12 protein-coding genes are annotated in these 16,151 nt (G+C 69.6%); 5 read left to right on the forward strand and 7 right to left on the reverse strand.

The annotated features are described in order from the left end of the window. Positions 1 to 24: 24 nt before the first annotated feature. Positions 25 to 2,154 (forward strand): sigma-70 family RNA polymerase sigma factor, encoded by a 2,130-nt coding sequence (locus CLV49_RS01240; protein WP_158261875.1) that lies wholly within the window; start codon positions 25 to 27, stop codon positions 2,152 to 2,154. Here the strand turns inward: CLV49_RS01240 and CLV49_RS01245 are convergent. Beyond that, positions 2,141 to 3,373, reverse strand: a complete 1,233-nt coding sequence (locus tag CLV49_RS01245; RefSeq protein WP_106561906.1) for an MFS transporter — start codon at positions 3,371 to 3,373, stop codon at positions 2,141 to 2,143. The two genes, CLV49_RS01240 and CLV49_RS01245, sit on opposite strands and share 14 nt — an antisense overlap. Before the next feature lie 180 nt (positions 3,374 to 3,553). Between CLV49_RS01245 and purU the strand changes: the two genes are divergently transcribed. The 3 genes from purU to CLV49_RS01260 are packed head-to-tail and all read left to right on the forward strand — an operon-like array spanning position 3,554 to position 6,191. Further along, a complete protein-coding gene (purU, locus tag CLV49_RS01250; RefSeq protein ID WP_106564809.1) occupies positions 3,554 to 4,408 on the forward strand; it encodes a formyltetrahydrofolate deformylase in 855 nt (284 codons plus the stop codon). A gap of 47 nt (positions 4,409 to 4,455) precedes the next feature. Beyond that, a complete protein-coding gene (locus tag CLV49_RS01255; protein WP_106561907.1) occupies positions 4,456 to 4,812 on the forward strand; it encodes a YrdB family protein in 357 nt (118 codons plus the stop codon). After that, a complete protein-coding gene (locus CLV49_RS01260) occupies positions 4,809 to 6,191 on the forward strand; it encodes an FAD-binding oxidoreductase (protein WP_106561908.1) in 1,383 nt (460 codons plus the stop codon). Before CLV49_RS01255 ends, CLV49_RS01260 begins: the two co-directional genes overlap by 4 nt. Positions 6,192 to 6,213: 22 nt before the next feature. Here the strand turns inward: CLV49_RS01260 and CLV49_RS01265 are convergent, their stop codons facing one another. From CLV49_RS01265 to CLV49_RS01285, 5 genes are all read right to left on the reverse strand, one after another. Next, complete coding sequence (locus tag CLV49_RS01265; RefSeq protein WP_106561909.1) at positions 6,214 to 7,140, reverse strand: ROK family protein; 927 nt, start codon at positions 7,138 to 7,140, stop codon at positions 6,214 to 6,216. Then, complete coding sequence (locus tag CLV49_RS01270; RefSeq protein WP_106561910.1) at positions 7,137 to 8,099, reverse strand: carbohydrate ABC transporter permease; 963 nt, start codon at positions 8,097 to 8,099, stop codon at positions 7,137 to 7,139. Before CLV49_RS01270 ends, CLV49_RS01265 begins: the two co-directional genes overlap by 4 nt. Continuing rightward, positions 8,096 to 9,070: a carbohydrate ABC transporter permease gene (locus CLV49_RS01275; RefSeq protein ID WP_106561911.1), complete on the reverse strand. Its 975-nt coding sequence runs from the start codon at positions 9,068 to 9,070 to the stop codon at positions 8,096 to 8,098. Before CLV49_RS01275 ends, CLV49_RS01270 begins: the two co-directional genes overlap by 4 nt. 91 nt (positions 9,071 to 9,161) lie before the next feature. Next, positions 9,162 to 10,424, reverse strand: a complete 1,263-nt coding sequence (locus CLV49_RS01280; RefSeq protein ID WP_106561912.1) for an extracellular solute-binding protein — start codon at positions 10,422 to 10,424, stop codon at positions 9,162 to 9,164. A 101-nt stretch (positions 10,425 to 10,525) separates the two neighbouring features. Next, positions 10,526 to 11,722 (reverse strand): ROK family transcriptional regulator, encoded by a 1,197-nt coding sequence (locus CLV49_RS01285; RefSeq protein ID WP_106561913.1) that lies wholly within the window; start codon positions 11,720 to 11,722, stop codon positions 10,526 to 10,528. A 175-nt stretch (positions 11,723 to 11,897) separates the two neighbouring features. Between CLV49_RS01285 and CLV49_RS01290 the strand changes: the two genes are divergently transcribed. After that, positions 11,898 to 12,320 (forward strand): hypothetical protein, encoded by a 423-nt coding sequence (locus tag CLV49_RS01290; protein WP_106561914.1) that lies wholly within the window; start codon positions 11,898 to 11,900, stop codon positions 12,318 to 12,320. Positions 12,321 to 12,402: 82 nt separating this feature from the next. Here CLV49_RS01290 and CLV49_RS01295 read toward each other — a convergent pair whose 3' ends face one another. Further along, a complete protein-coding gene (locus tag CLV49_RS01295) occupies positions 12,403 to 15,933 on the reverse strand; it encodes a S8 family serine peptidase (RefSeq protein WP_106561915.1) in 3,531 nt (1,176 codons plus the stop codon). Between the last annotated feature and the right edge of the window lie 218 nt (positions 15,934 to 16,151).

Genomic DNA, 16,151 nt, shown 5'->3' on the forward strand with positions numbered 1-16,151 from the left:
TCACGATCCATAGACGGAGAAGTCGTGCACGACGACCACACCCCCTCGCCGGAAGAATCGCCGGACGCCGCAGCCGCCGCCGCCTCAGGCGACGCTTCGGCGTACTCCCCGTGGCAGGACACGTCGGACGGCGACCTCATCCTGTACACGCGTGCGGGCGACGGCAGCGCATACGGGGAGCTGTGGCGACGACACGCCCGCGCCGGTCGAACGGTCGCGCGTTCGTTCACGTCGTCCCTCGACCCCGACGACCTCGTCCAGGAGTCCTTCGCGAAGATCTACCAGGCGCTCCAGAAGGGCGGCGGACCCACCGGCGCGTTCCGCCCGTACCTCTTCACGACCATCCGCAACACGGCGTCCGCGTGGGGTCGGGCGCGACGCGAGGCGTCGATCGACACTCTCGAGTCCTTCGAGGACCCGGCGTCGCGGGATGAGGAGACCATGGCGGCGCTCGACCGCAGCCTCACCGCCACAGCCTTCCGCAGCCTGCCCACGCGCTGGCAGGAGGTGCTCTGGTACTGCGAGGTCGAGCAGATGACACCTCAGCAGGTCGCACCCCTTCTCGCCATGAAGCCGAACGCCGTCGCAGCCCTCGCCTATCGCGCGCGGGAGGGACTGCGACAAGCGTGGATCCAGGCGCACATCGCGGCGGTTCCGGAGGACTCCGAGCATCGGTGGACGATCGAGCGCATCGGCTCGTACACGCGGGGGTCGCTCGGTAAGCGCGACACCTCGAAGATCGAGGCCCACCTCGACGCATGTGCGCGCTGCACGATCGTCGCGGCCGAGGCCAAGGAGGTCGGGTCCCGGATCGCGCTCGTCCTCCTCCCCCTGGCGGCCGGCACCGTCGGCGCCTCCGGCTACCTCGCGTGGCTGCAGACGGGCGCTCACACCGCGCTCACCACGGTGGCGATGCCCGCTGCCGTCATCGGCGGACACGGGATGTCGCTCGGCGTCCCCCTCGACCCGACGGCCCTCGCCTCGATCGGCGGGTCCGCCGGTGCCGCTGCCGGCTCAGGTGCTGCCGGCTCAGGTGCTGCCGGCTCAGGTGCCGGTACCGGTGCCGGTGCAGCAGGCTCGGGGGCGGCCGCCTCGAGTGCGGCCGTCGTGTCGACGGGCGCCGTCTCAGCCGGAGCCATCTCGACGGGAATCGTGTCGGGCGCGATCGCCCTCGTCGCGGCCGGCGCCGTTGCCGCGGCGTTCGCGTTCAGCCCCTCCGCCGCCACGTCATCGGCCGAGCCCGTCGCCGACGGGACGACGACCGGGAACAGCGAATACTCCGAGCCTCCTTCCGACGACGGCGGGGGCTCGATCCCCTCTTCCGGTGGTGGCTCACCGATGACGTTCACTCCCGGACCGGAGGAGACTCAGGCACCGGTCGCGAGCGATCCACCGGCGTCCAGCCCTGACCCGAAACCGACGCAGGACGAGTCAGGTCAGGAGCCGACGCCTGACCCGACGCCCGCACCCACACCTGCCCCCACCCCGGCACCCACACCGGAGCCCACGCCTGCCCCCACGCCGGAGCCCACACCCACGGAACCCGCGCTCCCGGCCGCACCGCTGATCGCCTCAGCCGACTCTGGACCACACGGCGAGTTCTTCCCGATCCTGTCCGGAACGTCCGAGCCCGAGGCACTCATCACCGTCGTGGACGGAGAGGGCGACGTCCTCTCCCAGTTCACGAGCGACGCCTCGGGCGCATGGACGTCACCGCAGCTCAGCGATCTGGAGGCGGGGACGAACACCGTGTCGGTGCGACAGACCACCGAAAAGGGCACATCACCCGCGAGCTCCATCGAGACGCGTGTCTCGGACGCACCCACCTTCGTGAGTCCCACAGACGGCGATGTCATCTCGCCGTTCGATCTCACTCTGCGACTCAGCGACGGCGCACCCGGTTCCACCGTCGCGGGCTGGGTCGACGGCACGCCCTATTTCAGCTGCACGATGGATGCGGCGGGCACCAACTCGGCCTGCGACTGGAACGACGGGGTCAACTGGATGCAGCTCGGCCTCGGCCCGCACACGATCTCCATCGCCCACTCGGACAGCCACGGCAGGCTCGGCCCGCAGCGATCCATCGACGTCGTCGCGAGCCTCTTCGCCGCGAACGCGGCGGCGACGGACCCGGCCGGCGTCAACGGCGACTGACGGACGCCTGACGGCCGACGAGGACGACGAGGACGAGCCCCACGAGCGTGAGGACGATCTGCGTCGGAGGAAGGGCTCCGAGCCCGCCCGCCTCGAGCAGCCACGCCCCCACGAGCGCGCCTCCTCCGATCCCGATGTTGAACGCCGTCGTGTAGAACGCCGTCGCGGTGTCGCGGATGCGGGTGCTCGCCACCTGGAGGATGCGCGTCTGCATCAGCGGCGGGATCATGCCGAACGCCACACCCCACAGCATGACGGCGACGAGGGCCACCACGACGTTGCCGACGGAGAGCGACGCGATCGTCACGAACACCGCTGAACCCGCGAGTGCCGCGACGAGGCCGACGCTCGGGCGACGCGCGAAGACCGTGCCCGAAAGGGCCAGCCCCACGGCTCCTGCGATCCCGTAGCCGAAGAGGACGACGCTGAAGAGGCCCTCCTCGACGCCGACGCGCTCCACGAGGAACGGGGCGATGTACGTGTAGATCGCATAGTGGCCCACCATGACGATTCCGACGGTGAGGCACACGAGAGCCACGGGCAGCGTCGTCGGGTCGAGCGCACGACGTCCGTCCGCCGCACGGTGAGGCGTCCGTCGTTCCGCCGGTCCGACCCCTGGCAGGAGAATCGCGACGGCGACGACGCCGAGCGCGAAGGCCGCGGCCACCGCGACGAAGCCCCACCGCCACCCGATCGCCTGGCCGAGCGCCGTGCCGAGCGGGACCCCGAGCACGAACGCGAGCGTCCCGCCGGCGATCGTCACGGAGACGGCGCGCGCGATCAGCTCCTTCGGGACCAGACGGGCTGCATAGGCTGGCACGGTCGACCAGAAGAGTCCATGGGCGATCCCGCCGAGGATCCGGCTCGCCACGACGAGCGTGTAATCGGGGGCGAGGGCGGTCAGGAGGTTCGACAACCCGAGCACCGCGATGACGCCGAGGAGGAACGGCTTCCGCGGGATGCGGAGGGTGAGAGCCGTGAGGGGGGCGCTCGACACGACGACGGTGAACGCGAACACGGTCACGAGGAGCCCGACGGCCGCTGGGGTCACGTCGAGATCGGCGCTCATCTGCGGGAGGAGGCCCGTCGGCATCATCTCGCTGGTCACGGAGAGGAAGGTCGCGACGGACAGGGCGACCATGCCCCACCAGGGGAAGCGGGTACCGGCGGGTACGGATCCGGTCGGAGTGAGAAGGGAGGGAGTGGATGAAGAACTCATGGCGCGGCACAGACAATCATCGGAAGGGGCAGGAGACGTTTGGCGTTCACTCGGCTGGTGGCGATGCGACCGCTCGAGTTCGTCTGCGCGCCGATGTGCGCGCCCAGGGCCGGGGGGAATCACCGACCACTGGCAGTCTACCGCCCGGCGTGGCAATACCCTAGGACGGTGACCGACGCCATTCCGACCCTCAACCACTGGGTCCTCACCATCGTCTGCCCCGATCGACCCGGCATCGTGCACGCGGTGAGCGGCGCTGTTGTCGAGGCCAGCGGCAACATCACGGAGAGCCAGCAGTTCTCGAGCGCCGACACGGGTCGCTTCTTCATGCGACTCCAGGTGGAGTCCGCCGCCGACCGCGAGACGTTCCGCACGGCCCTCGAGCCGATCGCCGAGCGCTACACGATGGAGTGGCGGCTCGACGTCGTGGGTCGTCCCCTCAAGACGCTCGTCCTCGCGTCCACCGCCGCGCACTGCCTCAACGACCTGCTGTTCCGTCAGCGTGCCGGCCAACTCGCCGTCGACATCCCCCTCGTGCTCGCGAACCACGGGAGCCTGCGCGACCTCGCCCAGTTCTATGGCGTACCGTTCGAGTCCGCCCCCGTCACGAACGCCGAGCAGAAGGCGGCCTTCGAGCGGCGCATCATCGAGGCGGTCGAGGAGCACGACATCGAGCTCGTCGTCCTCGCCCGCTACATGCAGATCCTCTCCCCCAAGCTGTGCGAGCGACTCGCCGGCCGGGCCATCAACATCCACCACTCCTTCCTGCCCGGATTCAAGGGCGCCAACCCCTACCGCCAGGCGCACGCGCGCGGCGTGAAGCTCATCGGCGCCACCGCCCACTTCGTCACGAGCGACCTCGACGAAGGCCCGATCATCGAGCAGAACGTCGTGCGCGTGGACCACTCGCGATCGGCCTCCGAACTCGTCGCGATCGGTCAGGACGAGGAGAGCCGAACGCTCACTCAGGCGGTCAAGTGGTTCTCCGAGGACCGCGTCCTGCTCGACGGAGCACGCACCATCATCTTCCGCTGAGCCACGGGCGGCACGCCGACGGTCACTCGCGCGCCTAAAATCGAGGCGTGACCGCAACGACCTCCCCCCAGCGCATCGGCGTCAACGACGTCCTCCGTCTCGTCCTCGAGCTGTTCGCCTTCGTGACGCTCGGTATCTGGGGCTTCGTCGCCTTCGGTTTCCCCCTCAACATCGTGGTCGGGCTCGGAGCCCCTGCCGTCGCCATCCTGCTCTGGGCGCTCTTCCGCTCGCCGAAGGCCGTGTTCTCGATCGACGTGTTCGGCAAGTCGCTCGTGGAGCTCCTCGTCGTCGCCGCCGCGACGCTCGCCTGGCTCGACCTCGGGCAACCCGTCGTCGGGATCGTCTACGCCGCTGTCGCCGTCGTCAGCGGCGTGGTCGCCGGCCGCAAGGAACTGTCGCGATGACCGGATCGGCGGCCGTGCTCGACGCGTTGCGGTCCGCCCTCGGCGACGCCGTCGTCACCGATCCCGCCCGGCTCGACGCCGCCCGAGGTGACAAGTCGGGCCATCGTTCAGCCGCACCGCCTCTCGCGATCGTCGATGCACGGTCGATCGAGGACGTGCAGGCGACGATGCGGGTCGCCACCGCCACCAGGACCCCCGTGGTCACACGCGGCGCGGGCACCGGCCTCGCCGGAGCAGCCCTCGCGACGACCGGGGAGATCGTGCTCTCGACTCTCGCGATGGACAGGGTGCTGGAGATCGACGAGGACGACCTCGTGGCGGTCGTGCAACCGGGCATCCTCAACGGGCGGTTCAACGACATCCTCGGAGAGCGTGGACTCTGGTTCGCCCCGGACCCGGCATCCCGCGCCATCTCGACGATCGGCGGCAACATCGCGACGGGTGCCGGCGGTCTTCTCTGCGCCAAGTATGGGGTGACGAGGGACGCGGTGCTCGGCCTCACCGTCGTGCTCGCGGACGGCCGGATCATCCGGACGGGACACCGGAGCGTCAAGGGCGTCACCGGTCTCGATCTGACAGCGCTCATGGTCGGGTCGGAGGGACTCCTCGGCGTCGTCGTCGAGGCCGTCGTGCGCATCCGACGTCGCGTCGAGGGCGCCGTCGCCACGATCGCGGCCTTCTTCCCCGACGCGGCGAGCGCCGCACGGGCCGCGTCCGCCGTCTCGTCCGCCGGTGTGCAGCCCGCGGTCATGGAACTCATGGACGCGAGGTCCCTCGCCGCCGTCGACGCGCTCCTCGGTACGACCATGGGAGCAGCCGGTGCCGCACACCTCGCGGTGCAGACGGATGGACCGGCCGCGTCGACCGAAGCGGCGGAGGCCCTGGCCATCATCGAGTCCCTCGGCGGATCAGCCGAACTCACGACCGAGCCGGAGGAGGGCGAACGCCTCCTCGCCGTGCGCCGTGCGATGCACCCCGCGATGGAGAGGCTCGGCACGACCCTCATCGAAGACGTCTCGGTCCCGCGGAGCGCACTGCCCGCGATGTTCGCGGCCATCGCCGACGTGGAGGAGCGCTTCGGGGTGACGATCCCCACCGTCGCGCACGCCGGTGACGGGAACCTGCACCCCAACTTCGTGTTCGAGGGCGATGTCGTTCCCGACCACATCTGGGAGGCCGCAGACGCCCTCTTCAGCGCCGCCCTCGCACTCGGCGGAACACTCACCGGTGAGCACGGCATCGGCGTCCTCAAGCGCCGCTGGCTGGAGGACGAACTCGGCGCCGATCAGGTCGAGCTCCAACGCGGGATCAAGGCGGTCTTCGATCCGCTCGGCATCCTCAACCCCGGCAAGGTCTTCACGCCCCTCGTCGCCGGCTGAGAGCGGATCTCACGGCGTCGCGTCAGTGGACGTCGGCGCCTTCCCGATCCGCGACGATCGCCGCCCCGAACGCGGCGGCGGGCAGGGCACGGGGAAGGAGGTCGATCCCCGAGGCCAGATCGAGAGACGCGAGGAAGTCCGATCCCGCGGCCGATGTCCGGAGCTCGAGCCTGACGGCCTCGACGAGCCGCTCGCCCAAGGCGGTCACGCCTCCCCCCACGACCAGGCGATCCGGATCTACCGACAGCGTCAACACGGTCAGGGCGCACGCGACTCCGCGCGCGATCCCGTCACGGATGCGGAGGGCCAGCTCGTCGCCGCGGTCCGCTGCGTCGAAGACGGCGAGCACGGGGTAATCGCTCACCTGACCCCAGCGCTCGGCGACGTACGCGCCGCCTGCGAGCGTCTCGATGCAGCCGCGTTGCCCGCAACGGCATGCGTGCCCCTCGGGGTCGACGGCGATGTGCCCGACCTCCCCGGCTGTCCCCCGCCTGCCCCGGTGGAGCCGCCCGTCGAGAACGTGACCGGCCGCGACGCCCGTCCCGAGATTCAGGTAGACGAACGACCCGGTGGCGCCGAGGATGCGTGCGGCTCCGAGGGCCGCCGCCTTCACATCGTTCTCGACGACGACGGGATGGCCCGTCCGTTCGCGGAGGATGGTCGCGAGGTCGAGGTCCTCGACCCCGAGGTTGACGGCGTGCCGCACGGCGCCGCCCTCCCCCACCTGACCTGGTACCCCGACGCCGACGGAGACGATGTCGGCGGCCCCGGCCCCGGAGAGCTCCGTCAGCTCCTCGACCGCGCGGACGGCGGTGTCGATGACGCCGGCAGGGCCCCAGCTCGTCGCGCTCCTCACGCGGTGGCGGATCGCGTCCTCGTCGTCGATGAGGACGGCGTCGGTCTTCGTGCCTCCGATGTCGAGCCCGATGCGGAGGTGCCCGCCGCTCATCCCTTCACCGCGCCGCTGACGAGTCCGCCCGTCATCCGCCCCTGCACGATGAGGAAGAAGATGACCACGGGCACGGCGAGGAGCGTCGATCCCGCCATGATGGCCGCCCAGTTCGTCGCCTGCGTCGACTGCTGGAAGGCACGCAGCCAGATCGGAAGCGTGTACGAGCCGGGGCTCTGCATGATGATGAGCGCCATGAGGAACTCGTTCCACGCCTGGATGAACGCGAAGACACCCGTCGCGACGAGCCCGGGGGCGAGGAGGGGAAAGGTGATGCGCCAGAACGCCTGGCCGCGGCTGCAGCCGTCGATCATCGCCGCCTCCTCGAGGTCGGCCGGCACCCCGGCGACGAAGCCCCTCAGCGTCCAGAGCGTGAACGGGAGGACGCCCGCGAGGTAGACGATCGTGAGACCGATGATCGTGTTGAGCAATCGCCAGCCGTCGATCATCCCGAAGAGCGTGAACATCATCGCCTCCCCCGGGATCATCTGGACCACGAGAAGCGCGATCACGAACTGCCGGCGCCCCCGGAATCGGAACCGGGAGAGCGCGAGCGCCCCGAGGAACGCGAAGACGAGGCAGATGACGAGGGTCAGTCCCGTCACGCCGAGCGACATCACGAAGGACGACGGGAAGTTCGCACGGTCGGGGCGAGCCGGCTCGAAGAGCACGGTCACGTAGTTGCGCAGCGTGAAGTTCTCCGGCCACCACTGCGGCGTCGGAGCGATGACGTCGGCGTTCGGCTTGAACGACGTGTTGAGCATCCAGTACACCGGGAACACCGAGCAGACGAAGACGACGACGGCCGCGATGCCGAGGGCCACGCGGGCACCGGCGGATCGGACGCGGCCGGCGCGCGGACGTCGGGCGGGAGGGCGGGGCGCGCCGACGAGCGCCGTCGCCGCCGCGACGGGCGCGACCGTTGACGATGCCGCGGCAGTGGAGAGGGAGGTGCTCATTGCTCTTCGTCCTTCACGGTCTTGCGCACGTAGTAGAGGGAGATCACGAGGAGCATCGCGACCATCACGAACGAGACGGCACCTGCGGCCCCGAGGTTGGAGGTTCCGAGGTGGTAGATGTACGTCCCGAAGACATCGGTCTGGCTGGAGATGCCGCCCATGCCCTGGAGGGTGAAGACCTGCGTGAAGACGCGCAGGTCCCAGATCATCTGGAGGACGACGGTCACGAGCAGGATGCTCCTGATGTACGGCACCACGATGAGGAAGAAGCGCTTCGGCCCGCCGGCCCCGTCGAGCTGCGCGGCCTCGAGGATCTCGTCCGGCACCTGCGTCAGTCCCGCGTAGACGACGAAGGCGACGAAGGGAACCGACTGCCACGTGATGATCACGACGAGCACCGCGAAGAACGACACGGGATCGATGAGCCAGGAGTGCCCGGTGAAGGTGTCGCTCGCCGTCACCGCGTTGAGCACCCAGTTGAGGAGTCCGTATTTCGTATCCACGATCCAGCCCCACACCACGACGGCAGAGAGGGGTGGCATCGCCCAGGCGAGCAGCAGCCCGATCTGCACGAGCAGGCGCAGGACGCGTCCGAGCCGGGTCATCAGGAGCGCGATGAGGATGCCGAGCACCATCGTCACGACGACGAGAACCGCCATCAGAGCGAAGCTCCGCAGCGCGACGGCCCAGAACTCCGGGTCCGTCAGGATCGCGACGTAGTTGTCGACGCCGACCCACTCGGGCGGTGCGCCGAAGATCTGCGCCTTGCCGTACTCCTGGAGCGAGTTGAGCATCATCCGCACGAGCGGGTACCCCGTCATGACCAGGAGGATCACGGCGGACGGCAGCAGCAGCATCCACGGTGCGAGGCGGACACGGAGCGGTCGTCTCCGTCCGCCCGGCCACGGGGCCGGTATCGCTGTGCGCTCGCCCCTCCGGGGATCTGTGGGCGGCGGTGCTGTCGTGGTCATCGTGTCCTCTCGCGGTCCGTCCGTCGTCTCGGCAGATCGTGGTCGTGTCGCGAGGGGACGACCGGTCGCCGGTCGGCCCCTCGCGGCATCCTCAACTGTTGAGGATGTCCTCGATCTGCTCGTCGAGGGAGGCGGCGATCTCGGCGGCGTCTGCACCCTGCGCGAGCTGGACGAATGCGTCCTGCAGGATCTGCGCGGCCTCGACGTCGGCCCACTTCGGCGCGGCCGGCGTCAGTCGGGCGTTCTTCGCGGCCTCGGCCGCGGCGGCGGTGACCGCGTCGTCGGGGAGCGCGGCCTCCGCACCGGCGATCGCGGGGATGAGTCCGTTCTCGGCGAGGAGCTTCTGGTAGTCCTCGGAGAGGATGATCTTGAGCGCCGAGTAGGCGAGGTCCTGGTGCGCCGACTTCGCGGGGATGGCGATGTTCGAGCCTCCGGCGAACGCCGCAGCCGCGCCGCCGTCCTTGCCCGGGAGGGCCATGGCGGTGATGTCCTTGCCGTAGGTGTCGGGGCAGCCGGGCGTCTCCGCGTCGGCCGCGGCCTTGATGGACCACTGGAACCAGCTGGGGGCGGACAGGAAGCCGACCGATCCCTCGCAGAACGGGACCTGCGCGTTCGTCTCGTCACCGTCCTTCGGGGCACCGGACGCCGACGAATACACCTCCTGCATCTGCTCGAGGCCCGCGATGCCGCCCTCGGTGGAGAACCCGGCCTCCCAGGTGCCGTCGTCCGCCTGCTCGGCGACGAAGCCGCCGTTCTCCCAGACGAACGGGAGCACGTTGTACCAGTCCTTGCCCGGCGCGTAGATGCCGGAGGCGAGGCCGCCCTCCTTGAGCGCGACGCCCTGCTCCACGTACTCGTCGAGGGTCGTCGGCACCGAATCGCCCACGATGGACGGGCTGTAGAACACCACACGGGCGCCCGAATAGTACGGCGCGGCGTAGAAGGAGCCGTCGTAGCTGCCCGCCTCCACGAATCCCTGCAGGAGGTCGTCGCCGCCGAGCTCCTCGTACTTCTCGGTCAGGTCGGTGAAGGCCCCGGCGCTCGTGAAGGCCGCGGCCTGGGTGTTGCCGATCTCGACCACGTCGGGCGAATCGGAACCGGACAGTGCCGTCGTGTACTTGTCGACGAGACCGTTCCACTGCTGCTCCTCGATCACGAGGGTCGAGCCGGGGTTCTCCGCCTCGAACGTCTCCTTGAGATACTCGCGGGCGGTGTCAGGGGTGTCGGTCCCGACGAGCCAGACGCGGATCTCGGCCGACGCGTCGCCGCCGCCTCCCGTCGTCGAGCCGCCGCTGCAACCGGCGAGGGCGAGCGCTGCGACGGTGCCGAGCGCGAGGGTACCGAGCTTCCTCATGTGTCGTGTCCTTTTCTGGTGGGATGACGACCGGCGGTCGCCGGTCGGATGAGGTGGTGCCGTGGTGCGAGGTGCGTGGTGCGGTTGGGATCGTGGTCGGGCTAGGAGACGCCGAGACTGCCGGAGAGCACGAGGACTGCGGCCCCGAGGAGCACGATGTCGTCGCCGAGGGAGGTCATGCGCAGCGAGAGTCCGCCGCTCATGCGTGTGATCGTCCGAGCCGTGATGGTGTCGGCCACGGCGTCGGCGAGCACGCCGTCGAGGAGGGCTGCGGGACCGGCGAGAACGATGTCCTCCAGTCCGAGCGTGCCGACCACGGGGGCGAGAGCGATCCCGAGCCGCTCCCCCGCCTCGCGGAGCACGGCGTCATGACCCTCGAGATCCAGGTCGTCCGGCCGGGCTGCGAGCTGCGCTTCGAGCCGGGGGACGGCCAACCAGGTCTCGAGGCACGCACGCTTGCCGCATGCGCACTCGAGTCCACCATCCGTTCCCACGGTCACGTGCCCGATCTCGCCGGACGCCCCGTTCCGTCCGAGGACGAGGGATCCCCCGAGGAGGACCCCTGCACCGACACCGTGGCCGACCTTCACGACCATGACGTCTCCGTCGATGTCGCCGAAGCTGTATTCGGCGAGCACAGCGGCGTTCGCGTCGTTCACGACGGTCACGGGGTGTCCGAGAGCGTGCTCGAGGTCGGCGCGCAGCGCCACGTCCGTCCACCCGAGGTTGGGAGCGCTGAGCACCCGTCCTTCGGGATCCACGATGCCGGGGGACCCGACCCCGACGCCGAGGATGGGCTTCGTCGCGTCGGCGAGCAGCAGGCGAGCGAGGTCGATGACCGCGGTGGCGGCAGCGGTGCCCGCGAGTCCCGCGAGCGGGATGTCGCGGCGAGCCTCGATGTCACCGTCGAGGGAGAGGAGCGCACCACGGAACCGGGTCGACTCGGAGAGGTCGAGCGCGAGGATCTGGAAACCGGTCCGGTCGATATCGATGATCGTCGCGGGCTTCCCGGGCCTCACCGACTCGCTCGGGCCGCGCTCGAGGACGATCCCGTCGAGGATGAGCTCGGCCACGAGGTCCGACACGGTGACCCGCGTGAGCCCCGTCGCCCGTGCGACGTCGGCTCGGCTCATGGCGCCGGCGCGATAGAGCGTCTGCAGGACGAGCGACCGGTTGTGCGTCCTCGCGTGCTCCGGGAGCACCTTGCCGCGGGGGCGGAGCGAGCGCGTGAAGCCCGTGTGATCCTCCCGCTCGCGGCTGAGGAGCCCGCTCGTATCGGAGGTGAGGGTCGGCGACATGTTTGTTAGTAAACCTTACGAACTAAATACGCGCAAGAGTCTTCTCGCCGTCCGACCGCCCGTTACCCGATCGTCACCGTGGCCGTCCGGCTCGCCCCCGCCACCCCTCGGCCCGTTCCGCTCGGCGCTGTTAGGGTCGGGGCGTCACATTCACCTGAACGAGGGACCCCCCACCATGACCAGCGCCACCACTCGCACGGCCCGGACCGTCGCCGGCCTCTTCGCCGTCACCGCACTCCTGCTCACCGGCTGCTCCGGCGGACAGTCGACGGCGGAGGCCTGCGCGCAGCTCAACTCCGAGCTCGAGGACGCCTCGACGGAACTCACCTCCAGCATCTCGAACATGGCATCGGACCCGGAGGGCGCCATCGCCGCTCTCGAGACGTTCCAGGCCAGCTTCTCCGAGACGGTCGACGGCATCACGAACGAGGAGATCAAGGACCTCGGCGAGAACACCGAGGACGCTCTCGCCGACTACATCGAGGCCACGTCCGACGCGGTCGACGACCCGGAGAACGCCGACAGCGAGGCGCTCACCGATGCAATCGAGAACTTCCAGACCCAGACCTCGGCGTTCAACGAGGCCTGCGGCTCCTGACCCCTCCCCCGCCTACCCCAAAAAGATGGCGATCCTGCACGGAATTCCGTGCAGGATCGCCATCTTTATGGGGTGAGGTGGATCAGATGATCACGAGCACCAAGCGCGGCGAGCTCGTCGCGGCCGTGTGGGTCGCGTCGCCCGCATAGCTCACCTTCACGGTGTGGATGCCGGAGCGCAGCTTCGGCAGCTTGACCTTCGCCGTCCCGTTCGCATCGAGTACCGCCTCGATCTTCTTCGAGCCGACGGTGATGACGACCTTGCCCGTCGCCGGGGTGTCGGACGAACTCGTCACCTTCACCGTCGCGGTGTAGGTCGACCAGCTGAACCCGACGACCGGCGAGACCGAGAGCGACACTTTCGAGGCGAACAGCACCGTCACGGCAGCGGAGGTCGCCGTCCCGGAGGGGAGCCCCTCGGCCGACGCCGTGACGACGACGGTGAGGCTCTTGCCCTGATCCGCGCGCTTGACCGTGTACGTCGCCGACGTCGCTCCCGCGATGTCGACGCCGTCGGCCTGCCACTGGTAGGCGAAGGTCAGCCCTTCGGTGTCCCACTCCCCCGGGGTCGCCGTGAGCTTCTTGCCCACGGCCGGCGTGCCGGAGATCGTCGGGGCGACCACGTTGACGGGGGCCTCCGGCTCCGGAGCCTCCCCGCTCGCGACCGAGACGACCGTCGCCTCACCCGTGTCTCCGTAGAGGACGAGTCCGACGTAGTTCGTCAGCGGCTCGAGACCGGCCCACGACGCGGTGTAGGTGGACGGTTCGCCCTGCACGCCAGCGAGCTCGGTCGGGTCGACGGCGAAGTCGCCTTCTCCCTGACCCGGGACCACTGCGGCTGTCCGGACGTCGAACGCCGTCGTGCCGCTGTAGACCTGGGCGATCACGAGGTAGTCGCCGGCCTCCGGCGCCCAGATATCGACCTGCTCATCGGCCGAACCCGTCGCCGACTGCCAGCCCGCCACGGGGTTCCCGTCGCCATCGAGCTGGTAGACGATGAGGTCGAGGTCCGCCGTCTTGTCCACCGCGATCAATGAGAACCGCGCGAGGGAGGCACCCTCCGGCACAGAGACGGGGTACTCGAACTCGTCCCCTCCCGAACCGGAACCCGTGTGGCCTTCGGCGGAGCCGTCACCGGCGACGAGGGTCTCGGGAGCGAGCCCCTGAGCCTCGAGCGGGATCGGTCCGGTTCCGCCGGGCGTCACCTCGACGGCGACGTTCCCCGTGATGCCCGTTCCGGAGACCTCGTCCGGCGCGACGATCGTCACCGGCTGGACGGCGATCGGCGAACGCACGGTCGTGCCGTCCGTGCCCTTCCACACGAGCGAGCCCGTGGAGAATTCGTCGAGAGGCGCGTCCGTCCGGGTGAAGGTCACCGTGTAGGAGACCGACTCGCCCTCGGCGATCGTGAACGACGACGGCGTGACCTCTGCGGTGATGCCGGGGATCTCGATCGGCTGGGCGGTGTAGCTCCCGGCCTTCGTCGCCGTCACCGTTCGGGTGATCGTCTCGGGAGCGGTCAGCGAACCGATCGCGATCGACGCCAGGTTGAGGCTCGACGGATCGATCGGCTCGACGTCGGGCGACAGCTCGTAGCCGACACCCTCGATGTAGGACGCCCAGTCGTCGACGTCGTTGAGGTAGAGCAGCCCGGCATCGAAGTAGCTCGTCGGTTCGACCTGGCCGGCACCCTGGACGAACGGGTCGGTCACGTCATCGCCGTCGGCGTCGACCGTGTTCGATGCCGTCGTCATGAGCGCCGACTTGATCTCGGCCGGCGTCGCCGTGGGGTGCACGCCGAGATACAGCGCGCCGAGACCCGCGACGTGCGGTGCGGCCATCGACGTTCCGGAGAGGAACTTGAAGGTGGGATCGGCACCCTCGGCGTTCGCGCCACCGGCGAGGATCGCGACGCCCGGAGCCGAGACGTCCGGCTTCAGGATGTCGCTGCCGTCGGCGAGCACGGGACCACGGCTCGAGAAGCCCGCGACCTGCGGAGACGGAGGCGACGGGTAGTCCGAGACGTTGTCCGGGAGGAAGGTCGCGGTCGCGCCCTCCGTCTGGGCGTACGTCACGATGGCGTCGTGGTAGGTGACGTCGACGTGCACCGTCGGCACGCTGTGCTCGTCGAGGTCGATGGACCCGGCGATCGGGTTCACGAGGACGAGACCGATACCGCCGGCACGTGCGACCTCTGCCGACTTGGCGACCCGGTCGTACGTCCCGCGGTCGCAGACCACGATCTGGCCCGCGACGAGATCGGCGTTCAGCGAGTCCGGTCCGCAGAGGTTCGCGTCGGCGACACCGTCGGCCGCCGCATCGCCCGCCCAGACGAGCTCGCCCGCGAGAGGCTCTGCCCCCTCGGTGCGGTCGACGGTGATGGACGCACCCGGGTAGGCGGAGCCGTCACCGAGCTCGACGGTGGCCTCGTAGCTCGGGATGGTCGACGCGGCGACCGTGGTGATCCACGGCGAGGCGTTGTCGAGCGTCGAGGAGTCGGGGCCGTCGTTACCGGCCGAGGCCGACACGAAGATGCCGGCGGCCGCCGCTCCGAAGAATGCGTAGTCGGTCGCGGAGACCGTCGTGGTCGCCGAACCACCGCCGATGGAGTAGTTGATCACGTCGACGCCGTCGGCGACGGCCTGCTCGATACCGGCCAGGAGGTCGGTGGACGCACAGCCGTCGTCCGTCGTGACGGCGGGGTCGGGACCCGACCAGCACACCTTGTACGCCGCGATCTTCGCGGCCGGCGCCACGCCGGAGATCTGTCCGTAGTCGACGCCGCTCACGCTCGCATCGACTCCGTAGTTGCCGGCAGCGGTGCTCGCGGTGTGCGAGCCGTGGCCGTCGCCGTCGCGCGGCGACACGTACTCGCCGACACTCGCGTCGCCGATGCGGTCGGCACCGAATCCGTCGAGGAAGTAGCGCGCACCGATCACCTTGGTGGAGCAGTCGGAGGCCGAGAACTGCTCGCCCTCCTCGCAGATGCCGCGGAAGGTCCCACCGTCCGCCTTGGTGTAGATGACCTCGTCGCCGTCGAGGAACGGCTCGTCGCTCGGCGTGGTGGTGAGCGGGTCACCGGCGAATGAGGGGTTCTCGGGGGCGATGCCTGTGTCGAGCACACCCACGACGACGCCGGCCCCGGCGGCGTCGACACCGCCGACGCCCTCCCAGACTCCACCCTCACCCGAGAGCCCGAGGAAGTCCGTGGACGACTGAGCCGTGGGGTGCAGGATCTCCTCGGCCTCGAGAGCGACCACGCGCTTGTCGGCGGAGAGGGCACTCGCCTGCGCGCTCGTGAGGTCAGCGGCGAAAGCGTTGACCGTGAGCGTGTACGAGTAGTCGATGGTCGCGTCGACCTCGGCCGCCACGTCCTTCTGCTCGTCGGTGAGGTAGTCCGTGTACTCGGTCACGTCTTTCGCGCCCGGGTTGAGCTTGTCCCCCGCTCCGGGCTTCGTCGCGTCGAAGCCGGATACCCCGCCGTCGTACGTGGCGGCCGCATCGTCGACGAGAGTCACGACGTACCGCCCCGCGTCGTACGTCGTCTTCCCGCTCTGCTGAGAGAACGGGGTGGTCGGAGCGGCACTCGCCGCCGTCCCCCCGATGAAGCCCATGCTGGTGATCGCCAGTGCGGCTGTAAGCCCGCCGGCGAGGAGCGTACGTGCTCCGCGCTTCTGTGCGCCGCCTCGTGGGCTACGCGAATCTGTATATCTCACGGATACCTTTCCCGTCATGTGATGCGGTCGACGCCACGCATATACGGCGTCGTATTGCGAGGGCTTCGGGTACCCAAGAGCGAAACTAGCGCAGAACTGGCCCCCGAGGGAGGGCC

The organism is Labedella gwakjiensis, assembly GCF_003014675.1.
Classification (GTDB): domain Bacteria; phylum Actinomycetota; class Actinomycetes; order Actinomycetales; family Microbacteriaceae; genus Labedella; species Labedella gwakjiensis.

Bases quoted from the DNA above. Each gene is read 5' to 3' on its own strand.
- CLV49_RS01245 (WP_106561906.1), bottom strand. From the start codon at position 3,373: ATGAGTTCTTCATCCACTCCCTCCCTTCTCACTCCGACCGGATCCGTA.
- CLV49_RS01260 (WP_106561908.1), top strand. From the start codon at position 4,809: ATGACCGGATCGGCGGCCGTGCTCGACGCGTTGCGGTCCGCCCTCGGC.
- CLV49_RS01265 (WP_106561909.1), bottom strand. From the start codon at position 7,140: ATGAGCGGCGGGCACCTCCGCATCGGGCTCGACATCGGAGGCACGAAG.
- CLV49_RS01270 (WP_106561910.1), bottom strand. From the start codon at position 8,099: ATGAGCACCTCCCTCTCCACTGCCGCGGCATCGTCAACGGTCGCGCCC.
- CLV49_RS01275 (WP_106561911.1), bottom strand. From the start codon at position 9,070: ATGACCACGACAGCACCGCCGCCCACAGATCCCCGGAGGGGCGAGCGC.
- CLV49_RS01280 (WP_106561912.1), bottom strand. From the start codon at position 10,424: ATGAGGAAGCTCGGTACCCTCGCGCTCGGCACCGTCGCAGCGCTCGCC.
- CLV49_RS01285 (WP_106561913.1), bottom strand. From the start codon at position 11,722: ATGTCGCCGACCCTCACCTCCGATACGAGCGGGCTCCTCAGCCGCGAG.
- CLV49_RS01290 (WP_106561914.1), top strand. From the start codon at position 11,898: ATGACCAGCGCCACCACTCGCACGGCCCGGACCGTCGCCGGCCTCTTC.
- CLV49_RS01295 (WP_106561915.1), bottom strand. From the start codon at position 15,933: ATGGGCTTCATCGGGGGGACGGCGGCGAGTGCCGCTCCGACCACCCCG.